Genomic DNA, 16400 nt, shown 5'->3' with positions numbered 1-16400 from the left:
AGTTGCTCCTAGGGGAGGAGTGGTTTGAGGCTTCCACCTATGCCGATTCTAGGACGATGAATGCAATTCTTTACTACCACGCGCCGCGGCCAAGTGGCGCTGGCAGCAGGCCTTGTAGCCGGGGTCTCATCCCTAATGGCCTTATTTGACCTCTGGGCTTTGGCCCTGGCGGGCACCGCCGGAGGATTGATTATTATCAACCTTCTCATCGCGGAGAATGTTCACCGGAGTAGGCTGTCTGCCAAAATATCCGCGACGAGGGGGCGTCAATCAAACAAAGGTTTGAATTCATCGGTCGCTCGTATAGAAGGATCGTTGTCCGAATTAACAGCGTTGCTTTCTTCAAGTACACGCGGTCTTCCGAATTCACACCCGGATGCACGTGGCAGTGTGGCCATTGCTAGTGACAGCCCTATCTTGGAGTCAATCGGACGTGTTCATGACTTCCAGCAATGGTGGTGCCTGCATGAACGTTTACTGGGGGAGGCGCCACAGACCCCGACGGCAGTGGCACTTCCGCCTGCTCTTTCTCGGCTTAGGGAAGGACAGACGGTCCTGTTTGTTGGCACGGCAGCCACCGCTTCTTGGGTTTACGAAAAACTGCTAGGGCAGCTGCCAACTCCCGGCCGGGCATATTTGGGTTTCCTCGCAGCCAGCGAACGGGAAAATTTCGAGGCTTTCGTGGCGGAAAAATTGCACAGACTCGATCATCTGTCATTTGTATTGGATCACGCGCCATTGCCTGCATCTTCGATGGGCGGCCTCCCAGCTATCGCTGTCGACATTATGGTCGTTGACTTTGGAGCATCCGAGTCTCACCAAGAGATTATGACCGCAATCCCGGACCACTATTGGCATTGGCTGCGAGAGGAGACGGAATTGATTGTCCTTGATTCTCGACAGGGTCTGGCGGCTCGCGCGGCCCATGCAGTAATGACTCAGTGCGACGACTTTGTTGTAAAGATTGATTCCCGCGACCCTTACACCCGAAACTTGAAACGAGCTGCACGTTGATCGAGAATACCACCATCACGTTGGCGCTACGGTCGCTCCTTGGCGGCGACCCAAAACGGTTTCTTACGTATTCTGTACCGCCGGCTGATCCAAATAAGCGTTCTGTCGTTGGTGTTCTTGACGAATTTTCCCGTGAGTGTTTTGCGCCGGATCTGCGCTTCTTCCCGGCCGCACCGCAGGACATCGCTTTCGCATTGGACGCTTTGAAACCAGAGTACGTTTTTGTTGAGTCAGCGTGGAACGGTAACAGCGGGTCATGGCTATACCAGATAACTAGCCCAACTGGCCCGAAACAAACTCTCTACAACCTCATCGCGGAATGTCGTAAGCGAGAAATCCCAACGGTCTTCTGGAACAAAGAGGATCCCCCCCATTTCGAGGATTTTCTTGGCGCAGCTAGAGAGTTCGACTACGTATTTACCACCGAAGAGTCTTTGGTTGACCACTACGCCGCCGCTGCTGGCCATAGCAACATAGGAGTCCTCCAGTTCGCCGCGCAGCCCCACATTCATTCCCCATTGCAGGTTGAAGGATTCCGCGGCGGGAACATCGCCTTTGCCGGACAGTATTTTGCCCATAAGTTTAAGGAACGCCGTGAACAGATGGACATATTATTTCCCGCGGCCCAGCAACTGGGCTTCAGTATCTATTCTAGGATGCTTAACGGTGACCCAAATTACGCATTCCCCGAACGCTACGCTGGGAACGTCGTAGATTCGTTACCTTATTCTGCAATGATACGCGCCTACCGTAAATACAAGGTATTCCTCAACGTCAATTCGGTGCCGCAGTCAAAAAGTATGTGCGCTCGGCGCGTGTTTGAGCTCAGCAGTTGCAAGACCTCAACCGTCAGTGCCTACAGTCCCGCGATCGCTAGCGCGTATTCGCCGCAGGAGGTGTTTACCGTGGCCTCTCAGATCGAGGCCAGGGACGTATTGACTTTACTCGTTCGCGACAACCTCTTCCGTGAGCGGTCTGCGCATCTGGCTTGGCGCGAGACCGCTAAACGTCACCTTTACAGTCATCGGCTGCAGCAAATAGCTGAAACAATTGGACTCCCGTCGGTCCCCTCCGAGGAAAAGATTTATGTCATTCTGGCCGGAAAGCACTTAGAGGGAATCCGCGGCCTGATTCGGGATCTCGCTAGTCAAGTGGGCGTCGACGTAGATGGCGTAACAATAATCGCCGATCCAGGAATAATGTCCCAAGCTATGGCAAAAGGACTGCTAAGAGACGCAGGCCTGGAGCTCTCAGTTAGTGTCACAGATGCGGCAGGAGCAGAGCGCACAGTTTTGCCCTCCAGCGCTTATGTGGCCTTCCTCACCGAGAGTCTCAATTACGGACCACATTACTTGGAAGACCTCTGGCTTTATCTGAAGCACTACGCTTCTACTCCGGTGGTGGCCAAGGGGGTAACCATGTCAGACCCGAAGCCTGACTCCGCGTACTCAACGTACGGTTGGCCGGAAGACACGGAGGCAACTGAATTGATCAGCGGAGCATGGCTTGCCGCGCGCGGTTCCGCATGGGCAGAGCTAGTGGCCTTGGGCCTTGCCGCAGAGGGAGGCGAGGTCTCCGTCGACAGTCCGGTCACGTTGACGGACCGATTTAACATCCGATGGGCAAACGGGGCCACTTCAGGGGAATGGACAATCTAGATGAGATTTGGCATTTACGATGGAATCGTTGAAACACACGTTGCTTCTTCGCTTGAACGGGCTATGCAGGCTGCGGGCCACAATGTTTACAATACCGGCAAGATTGGCCACGGTTTTAAGTTTGCAAGCAGCAAAAAGGAGATCCACAAACTTAGTGTGCATCTGGATGAATTATTGGCATGGGAACCGGATGTAATTTTTGTTTTCCGTCCGGCAAGCCTGCCATACGATCTGCTGCGGCGTGCTAAATCTAGCGGGGCCAAACTCGTCGTGTGGCTTTCAGATGATCCGGTCCTCTGGGACTTATCCTACGGCCCAGTTCTCGACGAGTACGACGTTGTTTTACATTGCGGCACCGAGCGGGTCCTGCGGTTCTACGAGGAACAGTTCGGACGACCGACGGGGGTAAATATTCCCTTCTGGACCGACCAAATTTCCTTTCCCTACGTCTTTGGTCGTGAATACCGTGAGACGGACGCGTTATTTCTTGGCAATGTTCACGACACGGTCCGTCGAAATCGTTACTTCGATCTCGGATCTCTGCGCTCCAGTGTCCGCATCCACGGAAGCGTAGCCACGGACTACTTCAACCTGTGGGGTGGCTTCCTGGACAGTGATCAGGAAGTTGTCCAGGCCGGTGCGCGTTCAGCAGTTGCGATCAATATTCCTCAGTTTTTTAAGGACCATTACGGACTCGAGACTTGGTTTCCAGGGCTGGATCGGCTCGGATTCTTTCAATATCCAAGCCGCGTAATTCAGTATGCAGCAATGGGGCTCCCGATAATCTCCCTCGTGCCTACCCCGCAGGATTTGCAGTCATTCCCCGAAATCATCACTGTCAATTCCATGGGGGAATTAGACGAAGCCATCCAATATGTGGCGCATGCCCCGGATCTTGCTGACCTGAGCGTGAGAACTCATCAGCGGTTCCTTGACAACTATTCAGCTGCAGCGCGGGTCATGGCCATCGAGTCCCTGCTGGTCGACGACTCTTGGCGTTCACTAAGTGCGGTTGATCGCGCGGACTGGTTCCTCCAGTTTGTTCCGGCTGCAGAGGATCATGCAAAGATCCTAGGGGCCGCACCGGACAACACCAGAATCGAAACCGCTGAGTCCACGGTAATAGGCGACACCTCTAGAGTTCCGCCGGAGCAAACCATGAATATCATGGTTATCGGAACTGGCTTTCAGCGTGTCACCTCTTCAGCAGCGGTCATATCTCGAGCCATGCGAGCTATCGGACACGAAGTAACTGAATGCGACGCCTGGAATGCTCCGATGCTAGCCCCCGACCCAGACGACGAGTTTAAATATGTTCTAAACACCAGTAAGCTTCAGAAATCTAAGGCCTCAACGCCAGACGTGATCTTTGTTACTGGCATCGATTTTGGACTCACTCAGTCGGGCGCTGATGCGCTGACGAAAATGGGCATCAAGCTTTGTGTAGTCGGTGCGTCGTTCAATATTGTTGACTCAAAACTAGAGCGTCTTTCGGCGCGCGCAGACCTTGTATGCGTCAATAATCCTGACCTGGCTGCAGCTGCTCAGAGTCATGGACTAAGCAATGTGAAACACGTTCCAGCCATGGTCGACCAGGCGTTCATCACGCTTACATCTCTTATGGAGAAACGGCGGTATGAGCCCGTGCGTGTCGCCCGTCGTGCTCTTCATCTGGACCAGCAGGCTCCTGCCTTCAAGGACTTCGATAGCCTGGGCGGTGGAAGGGTAGTCATCGAAGAGTCGCCGAAGGAACTCACATCGTTGCCAAGACTTGCCGAGGCCTTGAACGTGGCAGTGATTTTGGCCGCTCACGATGCCAGCAGGCCGGGACCGCTCCCCTCTGAACTGTTGCCCTTCGCTCTGGCATCGGGAGCACTGGTGGTTACACCTCGGGGAATCGGGCCTATGCAACTCGGAAAGCCTGGAGTTGAGGTTCTCTGCGTTCGTGAGGCGGGTGAGCTGAACCGAAAGGTGGCTAGACTCGCTGCCTCTAAAGGCGGCGAGGCGGAAGAGCTAGTGACTGCAGCGCGCAAACTGGCCACAACCGAGCTCCTGGCAGAACGGCGCCTTAAACAGATTCTGAATACGCTGATGTCGCCAATCACCGAAGCTGGCGTAGCCGAAGAATCAGCACGTCTTGAAATGACGCCGGGATCCGATTTGATCTTGGCATGCAACAGCTCAGTCGATGTCTATGCTGCTCCGGCCCGAGAGTCATATACTGTACTTAGAATTGAGGTCCAGCATTCCTTTGCGGAAGAATTTAGAGGTCGCCTACGGTTCGACGTGACGGCGCTAGCCACCGGCGACACCGTAACTGAAAGTATTCAGTACGACGGTCAGAAATCGATCGCAGAGTTCCATTTTCCGAAAGACCGCGTCGGCGGTAAAATTCGATTCAGTACAAAGTCGACGGGAGACGCTGATCCAGCGTCAGGCTACCAAGGGTGTATTTTGGCCACAAGCTGGCGTGCTGGAAGGGCGCAGAACAGCCTCGCAGTTTTCAGCGGATCTGCAACGGCTCAGCACTACACCTTGATAGAAAATTAGAATAAGCGGGGCAGGCGGAGAACAAATGGATCTAATGCTCGCGTGTTCTTGGTTGGTTGTAGCCAATTAGCAGCTGCCCGGCGGCGGTAACCGTTGGACGCCCTTCAGTACGATGATGCTCGCCTTGCCAGTTTGTTTGAGTCGTCTAGGATCCCTGCGGCCCAGGTGACGAAGGCTCTGGTCATATGAAAGTGGGTTCTTAGTAAGAGGTAGTTGCTCGGATGGTTGCCGCCGGACCTAGACCGTGCCGGCCTTTGCTTGAGCAACCCGATCGCTCAGACGGGACTGCCCCGACTTTTGTTGACTCGGGGTCTTAGGCCGCTAAGAGCGCGGTGCGGTTGATTGTTTCATATTCGATGGGCGTGAGTTTGCCCAGCCGTCTTTGCCGGCTCTTCGCGGTTGATGGTGAAACAGGTTCCGTGTCTTGAAAGCTGAGGGGCTCGTAGCCCTGCTGTGATGGATGTTCTCTACGCATTCATCAACTCAGGAGCTACGAGCCTTGATCGAGCCTACTTCCCCGTGCCCCGGTGCTGCCACCACCCTTTTCAATCTGCCCGACTACCGCGTCACCGGCACGGTGATACTCGCGTGCGGACTGCGTCAGATCAATATCGCGGCCACCGCGGAGACCGGCTGCCCGTCCTGCGCGGTTATCAGCATCGGGTGCATTCCCGCCGGGTGCAACGCCTGCGCGATATCCCTGTCGCCGGCCCTGTTGAAGTGCTCTGGACGAAACGGAGATTTTTCTGCGATGAGTACCTGTGCCCGCGGCAGACATTCACCGAGGAAACCATCCAAGTCCCTCGCCGGGCACGGGCCACAGGCCGGCTCCGCGACGCACTGGTAGCAGCTGTGATCGGATCCGGGCGGGCAGCGGCGGAAGCAGCGGCGGCGTTCGGTGTCTCGTGGTGGCTGGTTCAGCGCGCTCTGGACTCCGCGGCGCTGACCCTGCCTGATGTTGATGCTCTGGCCCCGCGGATGCTCGGCATCGATGAGCACCGCTACCGGTCTGTGCGGTTCTTCCGTGACCCGGTCACCAAAGCCTGGAGACGCTTTGAGCCGTGGATGACTACCATCGTCGATCTTGATACCGGGCAAGTCCTGGGGGCGTGGATGGCCGGGACAGCGAAGGGGTCGGAGACTGGCTGTTCGCCCGGCCGCTGGCGTGGCGTCTGGGCGTGCAGGTCGTAGCGATCGACCCTTCCGCGGCGTTCCGCAAAGCACTGCGGATGTGGCTTCCACGCACCGCTGTCTCAGTCGACGCGTTCCACCTGGTCAAGCTCAGCAACGACATGCTCACCGAAGTCCGCCAGCGCCTCACCCAGCAGGCCCCCGGGCGGCGGGGACGATCCATCGACCCGGTCTGGGCCAACCGGCGGCTGCTCCTGCGCGCCGGTGATACGCTCTCGGACCGGGCCCGGAACCGGCTGGACACGGTGTTTGCTACCGATGATGCCACAGGGACGCTGCAGGCAGCCTGGCAGGTCAAGGAACAACTGCGGACATTGCTGGCCACCGGTTCCCTCGCCGACGCGGCCGCCGCGAAAGACCGGCTGCAACTCCTTGTCGAAAAAGCTGGCCAGCCCGAGACGACCCGCCTCTGGCGGACGGTTTGCCGGTGGTGGAAAGAAATCGAAGTCCTCATCGTCACCGGGGCAACCACCGCGAAAGTCGAAGCCAACAACACCGCGATCAAACACATCAAAAGGACAGGCCGGGGATTCACCAACGCAGGCAACTACAAAGCATGTATCCTTTTGCGCAGTGCCGCTAGAACAGTGGCATGAACACCCGTCGGGCAGAACATTCACCACGAACCGCGAAGAGCCGCTAATCCTCCACAGCGACGCGGGAAGCCAATACACGTCGATCCGTTATACGGAAACCCTGGCCGTGGAGGGGCTGCAGTCGTCAATTGGCAGCGTCGGTGATGCTTATGACAATGCAGCTGCCGAGACCGTGATGGGGCTGTTCAAGAACGAGGCTGTCGCGAAGGATTCACCGTTCCGCAGCGGGGCATTGAGGACCGAAACCGACGTGATGGAAATGGTCTTCGAATGGGCTCACTGGTACAACAGCGAACGCCTGCATTCCGCTCTGGATCACCAGACGCCAGAGGAATACGAGCAGACCTATTATGACCTACAAACCGGCCCATTATCCGGCGACCCCTCCAACAACAGGCGGCATAATTCCCGGGACAGTTCAGCCCGGCGTGGGTGAGAGGTTCGTCCGCCTAGTGGCGGCTTACTAACGCATGCTTCGAGAAAGCCTCTTTTATGGCGTTCTGCATGATTTCGTACACCTCGTCGACGTAGTGGAACGGCGCCAGCCCCCATCGGTGACCTTCGGCAGCCTTGACGGTTTCCTGACCAAGTCGAAACACCTCAACACCGGAGACTTCCAAGTAATCGTAGTACCGCGAGTATTGCGTGTTGTACTCGGATACTGGGAGCTGGCGGTATATCAAGTCCGTCTTTCCGCCGTCTGATTCTTCGGCCCATTCCGGAGCCAATACGATGACAGGCAGACCTGCATTAGAGAAGCGCTGCATGACTTTTAATGCCGCAGGTTTCCACAGCTCGAAATGTTCATCTGTTCCGAATGCGAAGTGCGGGGGCATCTCCGGAAGGTAATGGAGCAGCCTGCTCTCATCTAATTCCCATGTATGTGTGGCGAACGCACCTTCCCCCAGACCGAAGACTCCAAGGCGCTCGTCTACAAGGTCCACCACGACGATGCCCGTCTCATCGGCATGCTCTGCAATCGCCCCGAACAGCGACGACTGCAGGTCGTTCATAAGGCATGTCTGCTGGAATGGCGATGTCAGGTGACTTTCGTGACTAAGATGCGCTGGCGCATTTGCGGCACTTATCATTCCTTGGCGGGCTACGTAGGCCACAATCTCCCACCCCTCGCCGAGGTAGGGGGTGGTGTCCCTGGAGACACAGCTTCCATGGATGAATATTTTTGGCATGCCCTCAGTCTAACCGCGCCCAGTTCTTGCTTCGGCATGCGTGGGATAAGAATATTTGGGCTCCCGCCGAGGTCTGCGTGTATGCTGCCATGAATGGTGCGACGTGAATATGCAATCGATCGATCTGTGCACATGGTTACCGACCATCGCACGCTGTCTAGGTTCCTTGAGTCTGCAACGTTGGCGAACGGTTACCACATCATCGCCGATGGTGAAACACCATTAGTGGTGTTGAACAACTACCGTGGGTACGAAACGACAGTTGTTTTTTTCCACGCCGCGATTGAGCCGTTGTACACTCTGCCTGTCATAACAGGCCTTGGTATTTCGGCAGACGCTCCCGTGAATCGTGTATTCATCTCCGATCCGAGCCTTGCCCTCGATGAGACCCTCAACTTGGCTTGGTTCGCGGGGAGCACCGGCCAGCGCCTGCAGGGAATTATCGAAGACGTTGTTGCCAAGGTGTCTAACTCCCACGGGAGCAGTCGGTTGGTCTTCTTCGGGGCGTCTGGTGGTGGTTTCGCCTCTCTGTACTACTCAGCGCAGTTCCCTGGTTCAATTGCCGTTGTGGCGAATCCACAGACGGACATTCGTCGCTATCACCCGGATGCGGTTGAGAAGTTCTTCGCCACTTGCTTTCCCGTCCATGTCCCGCACAGCCTGACGACAGACGTCACAGAACTATATTCGGCTATCGTGCCCAATACGGTCCTATATATGCAAAACCGAAGCGATGACTCGCATATTCGAGAACATTTCGGTCCGTTCATGGAGCGACTCCATCCGGCAAACGATGTCCGGGTGTTGCAGGGGGACTGGGGAGTGGGGCATGCCGCACCCCCCAAGCAACTCCTAAGTGACATCCTTCACAACCTAGGTGAAGGTAACTGGGATGAGTCACTTTCTCATTTCACCGCCCGCCCAGTCGCCCCCACGCCATCCGCACCCAATTGAAGATGGGTTGAAGATTAAAGATTGGTTGAAGACCGTCTCGTTCATCTAGGCGTAGCGGCTTCCCTGGACGCGCGCTTCTCGAGCTCTAGGTGTAGTTCCCACCGAGGTTGTGAACAGCGTGGCGTGATGTAAACGGCGAGGGCCTCCGGTATCGATTTGGGTTACCACACTCATCTCGATGCCAGGGAGGCCCTAGTGTCCTTCATTACCCATGCCAACCCTGAGCTGACACCCAAGGGCAGGCTAGAACTTGCCCGCGTTGTCGTTAAGCAAGGCTGGACACTGCGCCGGCCGCGGAACGGTTTCGGTGCTCGCCCGCAACGGCGAAAAAATGAGCGGACAGGTACCTAGTCCTGGCCCAGGACGGCATGGCTGATATGTCCTCCAGGCCCCGCCGCAGCCCACACCGGACCGCTGCCCGCACGGAGCGGCGGATCATCGCCTCCGGTTGACACGACGCTGGGACCACACCGGATTACCGGCTCTTCGCGGTTGATGGTGAAACAGGTTCCGTGTCTTGAAAGCTGAAGGGCTCGTAGCCCTGCTGTGATGGATGTTCTCTACGCATTCATCACAGCAGGGCTACGAGCCTTGATCGAGCCTACTTCCCCGTGCCCCGATGCTGCCACCACCCTTTTCAATCTGCCCGACTACCGCGTCACCGGCACGGTGATACTCGCGTGCGGACTGCGTCAGATCAATATCGAGGCCACCGCGGAGACCGGCTGCCCGTCCTGCGCGGTTATCAGCACCCGGGTGCATTCCCGCCGGGTGCAACGCCACGGGATCGGTTCCTCAGCCGGGACCTATAATTTACTTATCCGACGACCAAATACCCCGCGTGTCGACCACGTCCATATCCGTAAGATCGAAGTTCAAATTCTTAAAGTGATCATGATCGACCAACAGTGCAACCACTTTGGACCGACGCATGGCATCATCGAGTTCGGTCAGTGAAATCTGGTCAAGCGCTTGGAGGCTTGGTGGAAGCACATCGATGTGTGGTTCAACTACATTGATGCGGCGTCCGCCAAGGGCCTTTTGCAGGCTTTTGGTGATCTCGATCGCAGGTGATTCGCGCAGGTCGTCGATATTGGCCTTAAAAGCCAGTCCAAGCACGGCGACTTCGGCGTCGGGGCCAGACTTCTCGAGTGCATTGAGAATCTGCTCGAGCACCCACTCAGGCTTCGCGTCGTTCACCTCTCGCGCAGTTCTGATGAGTCTTGCGTTCTCTGGATCTGCGCCGACGATGAACCAGGGATCCACTGCGATGCAGTGGCCCCCTACGCCAGGCCCGGGCTGAAGGATGTTCACACGAGGGTGATGGTTTGCCAAGCGAATCAGTTCCCACACGTCAATACCGAGCCGGTTGCTGATGACGGACAGCTCGTTCGCAAAGGCTATATTTACGTCCCGGTATGAGTTTTCCACGAGCTTAGCCATTTCAGCCGTTACGTCATCCGTAAGAAGGATTTCTCCCCGACAGAAGACGGAATAAAGCTCTTTGGCCATTACTGCAGCATCTGCAGTAATACCCCCCACGACGCGGTCATTGGTGACAAGTTCAATCATGACCCTGCCCGGCAGTACGCGTTCCGGACAGTGCGCGAAGTGAATTACCGCAGTGCCGTCAGTGCCGTCGAGGGACAAATCAGGGCGCAGCGCCAAGATGACGTCGGCCATGTGGCGGGTCGCCCGAGGCGGGGACGTCGATTCAAGGATCACGAGCTCGCCGCCCTGCAGCTTCGGCGCTATTCCACGGGCCGCCGCTTCGATGTAGCTCAAATCGGCAGAACGGTCCTCGTGGAACGGAGTAGGAACGGCCACTATATAGGCCTGCGCTGTAGGTGTGTCGGTGGTGGCTTTCAGATACCCCTTATTCACGGCCTCAGCAACATGGAAGCCCAAGTCTGGCTCGACGAAGGGGACTTCGCCTCGGTTTACAGCATCCACCGTGTTCTCATTGACATCAACGCCGATTACGTTGATGCCGTTCGTTGCAAGAATGGCTGCGGTGGGCAAGCCTATGTAGCCCAGCCCGATGACCGCGACAGTCTCAATAGATGTCAACTTCAAATCCTCTTTTCAAAAAGCTTCTATTCTTTGGGAGTAAAGAACCACTTCGTCCGATGCCGACAGTTTCGTCCGTAAAGCGCTCAGTGCGGTGCTTCACCTCATACTCGGGATGCAACCTGCTGGGTGGGGCAGGAGGGGGATCGTGAATCACCTTTGAACCCGTCTGCCTGATATGGGGCTCCCGGGGACGTTGGCGCTTTCCAGGCTCCAACCCCGCCCGATAGTCGAAACCGTACAGACCATCAACCTTTGTACCCTGCTAGCTATCGTTCCTGCACGAATGAAAAATCGGCCTGCCGATGTCCTGTGCCCAACAATTGTTCTATAGCGGCCACGGTACGGGAAGCAGCCTTTCCGTCGCCGTAGGGGTTCACAGCATTGGCCATGGAATCGAAATGTGCTTGGTCGTTCAGCAGCTGGTCAACTTCGGCGACGATCCTGTCTTCGTCGGTGCCGATCAGCTTGACCGTGCCGGCGACAACGGCTTCCGGGCGCTCGGTGTTTTCCCGCATAACGAGCACCGGCTTACCCAAGCTGGGTGCTTCTTCCTGGACTCCGCCGGAGTCAGTGAGGACTACATGGGACATCGCCAGCATCCGGGTGAATTCACCGTAGGCAAGGGGCTCCACCACGAGGACGTTTTCCTTTCCTTCGATAAAGGGCATCACAGCTGCCCGGACCACCGGGTTCTTGTGAAGCGGAACAACGATGGTGAGGTCCGGCTCTGCATCGGCGATCCTGGCCAGTGCCCGGCCGACGCCGCGCATGGCCTCACCCTGGTTTTCGCGGCGGTGCGTGGTGACCAGCAGGATGCGTCCGCCGTCCTGCGCCAGCTTTTCAAGTGCGGGATCGGAGAACGGAACCTTCTTGTCAACGGTCATGAACAGGGCATCAATGACCGTATTGCCGGTAACAACAATGTCCGAGGCGGGAATGTTCTCTTTGAGCAGGTTGTCCCGGCTTGTGGTGGTGGGCGCCAGATGCAGGCTGGCAATTTGGGACGTCATTTTGCGGTTGGCTTCCTCCGGGAATGGTGAGAAGAGATCGCCGCTGCGCAGGCCCGCTTCAACATGGACGACGGGAATGCTGTGATAGAACGCAGCGATGGCGCCGGCAGTGGACGTCGTAGTGTCGCCCTGAACCACAACCGCATCGGGACGGCTGACGCTGAAGAGCTTGTCCAGGCCGTCAATAGTCTTCGTCAGAATGCCGTTAAGGGTCTGTCCCGGAGAGAAAATATTGAGGTCGTGGTCCGGAACAATTCCGAAGAGGCCGTTCACCTGGTCGAGCATGGACCGGTGCTGGCCGGTGACTGTGGTGAACTGCTCCAGCGTGGTGGATTCATGCAGCGCAGCCACAATTGGCGCCATTTTGATGGCTTCAGGACGAGTGCCGTAGATAGGCATAATAAGTGGCAAAACGGTACCCCATGGTTCGTGCGAGTGTGTGCGTAGTCCGCTGATTCTATCCGCTTTGCGGATTTCCTGGGTTAAGGCAGCTTTCGAACGGGGTCTAGCCGAAAAGCACCAGCAGGACTATCAGGGCCGGAACCGACGTGGAAACCAGGACCGACAGGGCGATCACAACGGCGCGCTTCCGCCGATACGAGCGTGCCGGCTCCGCTCTCACGGCACCCGACGGCCGGACGGTACCGTCTTCTCCAGCCACCCCGGCGTTCCAGGAACCCATGTGCCGCGCAGCCGCGGCCTCCATATGCAGCCGTTTACCCATGGGCACCACTTTCGCACAGATTCACCCTGCGTTCTCGGCCGCTGTCAGGGCCCTGCGGTAGGCTTCCTTGAGGACAGGCTGCTTCGGGTCAGCGGTGCCTTGGAGGACTAACAGTGCACCAGGCGCAAACCCTCCGGAGCAGCAGCATGAGCATCAGCAAGGAACGGGACTACTTTGCAGACTAAGATCACCGCCAACGCGCAGGCGCTGAAGCGATGGTTGAGCAAGGCAGAAATCTCGCTGGGAAACCACAGCGACCGGCTGAACGCCATCAACATCTTCCCCGTGGCCGACGGCGACACAGGCACCAACCTGTACCTCACCATGAGGGCCGCTTCCGCTGCGGCCGCGGAACTTGAGACCCAGGACATCGGCGAACTGCTCTCAGTGGCAGGCCGCTCCGCCATGGAACAGGCGCGGGGAAATTCCGGAACCCTGCTATCGGTCTTCCTCACCGCGATGGCCGAGCCGCTGGCGGGCGACACCCGGCTTTCAGCTCCGCTGCTGGCCAGGGCTCTGGAAAGGGCACAGCTGCGTTCCTGGTCCGTGCTCAGCGATCCCGTACCCGGGACCATGCTCTCAGTCCTGGAGGAAGCAGCCCGGGCCGCTTCCCGCGTTGAAGCCGCCCAGAGCGGGGACGATTCCAACGCCGGGCTGGCCGAGACGCTGCGGGCGGTGATGACAGCCGCGCTTGCAGCCGTCATCCGCACTGAAGAGCAGCTGAAAACGCTCACCGATGCCCGCGTGGTGGACGCCGGCGGCGTCGGCTTCCTGCTGGTGCTGGACGCGCTCCGCGCCGCAGCCCTCGGCGAGGAACTGCAGGGCGAGCTCCTCGACGGCCTGCACGGCTATGACGTCCAGGACCCGCACATCCACAGCACCCAGCCCCAGCTGGAGGGCGTGGAAGTTATGTGCACCATCATCCTTTCCCCGCTCGACGCCGCCACCATGAGGCTGCAGCTGGACGAACTGGGGGAGTCCGTCATCATGAGTGCCGTCAGCCCGGTTGGGGACGGGTACCGCTGGCGCGTCCATGTGCACACGCCGGACGCCGGGGCAGCGCTGGAGCTTCTGCGCACTGTTGGGGAACCAACCAACGTCACGATTACCGAGCTCTCCGCCGACGGGCACCAGACCAGCGAAATCCCGCAGGTTCCCGTCCCCGGTGCCACCGCCGGCGGCGGTCTGGCCCGCGAAGCCTAAGCCTCCATGCAGGACAGGATCCCCGGCGAACTCGACTATCCGCTCGACCGCCGGATCGGCAAGAAGTCTGCGGACAAGATCGAGAAGCAGCTCGGCATCACGACCGTGGGGGAGCTGCTCTTCCACTTTCCCCGCCGCTATCTTGAACGCGGCGAGCTGACCCGTATTTCGGAGATACCCTTCGACGAAGAAGTGACCCTTGTGGCGCGGGTGCAGTCGAACAACTCGCGGCGCATGCAGACGCGCAAGGGCATGATCGTGGAGATCACAGTCACGGACGACGCCGACGGGTCCCTGGGCCTGCTGCACCTCACCTTCTTCAACGGCTACAACGCCCAGAAAGAGCTGCAGGTGGGAACGAGGGCGATGTTCTCGGGCAAGGTGGGCGTGTACAAGGGCCAGCTAACGTTGACCAACCCCAACTACGTTCTGCTGGGCGACGAAGCCGACGACGAGGAAGAGGCCCGCCGGCCCATCCCGGTCTACCCGGCAACGGCGAAGCTCACCAGCTGGGACATCAAAAAGACCATCGATGTGCTGCTCGACAGTCTCCAGGCCGATCGCCTGGGTGATCCGGTTCCGCAGGCCATCCGAGCCAGGGAGAAGCTGATGGCGCTGCCGGCGGCTTTCGAAGCGATTCACCGGCCCGCGGAAATTGAACAGGCGTACAAAGCCAGGCACCGCTTCCGCTACCAGGAAGCGCTGGTCCTCCAAACCGCACTGGCACGCCGCCATGCCCAAACCGCCCGGCAGGACGCGACAGCGCGCCCTCCGGCGGAAGGAGGGCTCCTGGAATCCTTCGATGCCGCACTGCCGTTCACCCTCACGGCGGGCCAGTCCCGCATCGGCGGCGAACTGGCCGCCGACCTTGCCAAGCCGCACCCCATGAACCGTTTGCTCCAAGGAGAAGTCGGCTCCGGCAAGACCCTGGTGGCCCTGCGCGCCATGCTCCAGGTCATCGACGCCGGGGGACAGGCAGCCCTCCTGGCGCCGACCGAAGTTCTCGCCGCCCAGCACTACGCCTCCATCACCCGGACCCTGGGTCCGCTGGCGGAGGGCGGCATGCTTGGCGGCAGCGAACTCGGAACCCGGGTCACCCTGCTGACCGGCTCCATGTCCGCCTCCCAGCGCAAAGCTGCCCTTCTGGACGCAGCGTCCGGCGAGGCCGGGATTGTCATCGGAACCCACGCCCTGCTCTCCGAGAACGTGCAGTTCGCGGACCTGGGCCTGGTGGTGGTGGACGAACAGCACCGCTTCGGCGTTGAACAGCGCGACATCCTGCGGACCAAGGGCCGCAACGGCACGCCCCACCTGCTCGTGATGACAGCGACGCCCATACCCCGAACCGTTGCCATGACGGTGTTCGGCGACCTGGATGTCTCCACTCTTGACGAACTTCCGGCCGGACGGGCCCCGATCTCCACCTACCTGGCACCCCTGGCGGACAAGCCGGCCTGGGGACCGCGGATCTGGGCCCGGGCACGGGAGGAGGTCGACGCCGGGCGCCAGGTCTACGTGGTCTGCCCCAAAATCGGGGACCAGGACGAAGAGCCCGGCACGGAACTGGCCCCCGTCGAAGATGCTCCCCGGCAGACAGCCCAGCGGAACCAGCGGCCGCTGGCCGCTGTCACGGAGGTGGTGGAACGGCTGCAGGAACTGCCTGTCCTTGCCGGGATTCGTCTGGGCATGCTGCACGGCCGGATGGACCCGGCCGACAAGTCAGCAGCCATGGACGCCTTCAACCGGGGGGAGACGGACCTGCTGGTCTCCACCACCGTCATCGAGGTGGGTGTGGACGTGCACAACGCCACCATGATGGTGATTCTCGACGCCGAACGCTTCGGAATCTCCCAGCTGCACCAGCTGCGCGGCCGGGTGGGCCGAGGCGGCCTTCCCGGCACCTGCCTGCTGGTGACGAACCTGGAGGCAGGGCACCCCAGCCGGGAGCGGCTGGACGCCGTCGCAGCCACGACCGACGGCTTCGAGCTCTCCCGCCGCGACCTGGAGCTGCGCCGCGAAGGCGACATCCTGGGCGCCTCGCAGTCCGGAGGCCGGTCCACCCTGAAGCTGCTGCGGGCCATCCAGGATGAGCCGCTCATCGAGAAGGCGCGTACCGATGCCTACGGCCTGGTGGGTGAGGATCCGGACCTGCTGGAACATCCGGCCCTGAACGAGGCCATCGAGGCCTACCTCAACCCGGAGAAGGAAGCCTTCCTCGAAAGAGGCTGATTCCGGGC

Annotated in this window: 11 protein-coding genes and 2 pseudogenes; 9 read left to right on the top strand and 4 right to left on the bottom strand. The window is 58.9% G+C overall.

The window, feature by feature from the left end; genetic code table 11:
* Positions 1-60 precede the first annotated feature (60 nt).
* The 5 genes and pseudogenes from LOC59_RS09375 (at position 61) to LOC59_RS09350 (ending at position 7445) form a co-directional block, all read left to right on the top strand.
* Positions 61-1014, top strand: coding sequence for a hypothetical protein (locus tag LOC59_RS09375; protein WP_229971616.1), 954 nt, complete (start codon positions 61-63; stop codon positions 1012-1014).
* Positions 1011-2672 (top strand): glycosyltransferase family protein, encoded by a 1662-nt coding sequence (locus tag LOC59_RS09370; RefSeq protein ID WP_229971614.1) that lies wholly within the window; start codon positions 1011-1013, stop codon positions 2670-2672. The genes LOC59_RS09375 and LOC59_RS09370 overlap by 4 nt, the downstream gene beginning before the upstream one ends.
* Complete coding sequence (locus tag LOC59_RS09365; RefSeq protein ID WP_229971613.1) at positions 2673-5222, top strand: glycosyltransferase family protein; 2550 nt, start codon at positions 2673-2675, stop codon at positions 5220-5222.
* 499 nt (positions 5223-5721) lie between these two features.
* Positions 5722-7009 (top strand): annotated as a pseudogene (locus LOC59_RS16860) (ISL3 family transposase).
* Positions 6987-7445: a transposase gene (locus LOC59_RS09350; protein ID WP_442860580.1), complete on the top strand. Its 459-nt coding sequence runs from the start codon at positions 6987-6989 to the stop codon at positions 7443-7445. Before LOC59_RS16860 ends, LOC59_RS09350 begins: the two are co-directional and overlap by 23 nt.
* Before the next feature lie 13 nt (positions 7446-7458).
* Here the strand turns inward: LOC59_RS09350 and LOC59_RS09345 are convergent, their stop codons facing one another.
* Positions 7459-8199, bottom strand: coding sequence for a DUF6270 domain-containing protein (locus LOC59_RS09345; protein WP_229971607.1), 741 nt, complete (start codon positions 8197-8199; stop codon positions 7459-7461).
* Between the two features lie 93 nt (positions 8200-8292).
* Here LOC59_RS09345 and LOC59_RS09340 point away from each other — a divergent pair, with 93 nt between their 5' ends.
* On the top strand, positions 8293-9153 hold the full coding sequence (locus LOC59_RS09340; RefSeq protein ID WP_229971605.1) for a hypothetical protein: 861 nt from the start codon (positions 8293-8295) through the stop codon (positions 9151-9153).
* A 204-nt stretch (positions 9154-9357) separates the two neighbouring features.
* Positions 9358-9648, top strand: a pseudogene (locus LOC59_RS09335) (leucine zipper domain-containing protein); the annotation flags it as partial.
* 318 nt (positions 9649-9966) lie between these two features.
* On the opposite strand, the gene wecC reads toward LOC59_RS09335, so the two are convergent.
* The 3 genes from wecC to LOC59_RS09320 all read right to left on the bottom strand — a co-directional run bounded on the left by wecC (position 9967) and on the right by LOC59_RS09320 (position 12960).
* Positions 9967-11223 carry a UDP-N-acetyl-D-mannosamine dehydrogenase gene (gene wecC, locus LOC59_RS09330; protein WP_229971603.1) on the bottom strand — a complete coding sequence of 419 codons (1257 nt, stop codon included), beginning with the start codon at positions 11221-11223 and terminating at the stop codon, positions 9967-9969.
* A 269-nt stretch (positions 11224-11492) separates the two neighbouring features.
* Positions 11493-12635 (bottom strand): non-hydrolyzing UDP-N-acetylglucosamine 2-epimerase, encoded by a 1143-nt coding sequence (wecB, locus tag LOC59_RS09325; RefSeq protein ID WP_269440064.1) that lies wholly within the window; start codon positions 12633-12635, stop codon positions 11493-11495.
* Positions 12636-12741: 106 nt separating this feature from the next.
* Positions 12742-12960 (bottom strand): hypothetical protein, encoded by a 219-nt coding sequence (locus LOC59_RS09320; RefSeq protein WP_229971598.1) that lies wholly within the window; start codon positions 12958-12960, stop codon positions 12742-12744.
* A 174-nt stretch (positions 12961-13134) separates the two neighbouring features.
* Here LOC59_RS09320 and LOC59_RS09315 point away from each other — a divergent pair, with 174 nt between their 5' ends.
* Complete coding sequence (locus LOC59_RS09315) at positions 13135-14163, top strand: DAK2 domain-containing protein (RefSeq protein ID WP_423721574.1); 1029 nt, start codon at positions 13135-13137, stop codon at positions 14161-14163.
* A 6-nt stretch (positions 14164-14169) separates the two neighbouring features.
* The gene (gene recG / locus LOC59_RS09310) at positions 14170-16392 is read left to right on the top strand and encodes an ATP-dependent DNA helicase RecG (RefSeq protein WP_229971597.1); all 2223 of its coding nucleotides are present in this window, start codon (positions 14170-14172) and stop codon (positions 16390-16392) included.
* The last annotated feature ends 8 nt before the right edge of the window (positions 16393-16400 follow it).

This window comes from Arthrobacter sp. zg-Y916, from assembly GCF_020907385.1.
Taxonomy (GTDB): domain Bacteria; phylum Actinomycetota; class Actinomycetes; order Actinomycetales; family Micrococcaceae; genus Arthrobacter_B; species Arthrobacter_B caoxuetaonis.
Note: the sequence above shows the minus strand (reverse complement) of the source record. Positions and strands in the feature narration are given on the sequence as shown.

Bases quoted from the DNA above. Each gene is read 5' to 3' on its own strand.
- LOC59_RS09375 (WP_229971616.1), top strand. From the start codon at position 61: ATGCAATTCTTTACTACCACGCGCCGCGGCCAAGTGGCGCTGGCAGCA.
- LOC59_RS09365 (WP_229971613.1), top strand. From the start codon at position 2,673: ATGAGATTTGGCATTTACGATGGAATCGTTGAAACACACGTTGCTTCT.
- LOC59_RS09345 (WP_229971607.1), bottom strand. From the start codon at position 8,199: ATGCCAAAAATATTCATCCATGGAAGCTGTGTCTCCAGGGACACCACC.
- LOC59_RS09340 (WP_229971605.1), top strand. From the start codon at position 8,293: ATGGTGCGACGTGAATATGCAATCGATCGATCTGTGCACATGGTTACC.
- wecB (WP_269440064.1), bottom strand. From the start codon at position 12,635: ATGCCTATCTACGGCACTCGTCCTGAAGCCATCAAAATGGCGCCAATT.
- LOC59_RS09320 (WP_229971598.1), bottom strand. From the start codon at position 12,960: ATGGGTAAACGGCTGCATATGGAGGCCGCGGCTGCGCGGCACATGGGT.
- recG (WP_229971597.1), top strand. From the start codon at position 14,170: ATGCAGGACAGGATCCCCGGCGAACTCGACTATCCGCTCGACCGCCGG.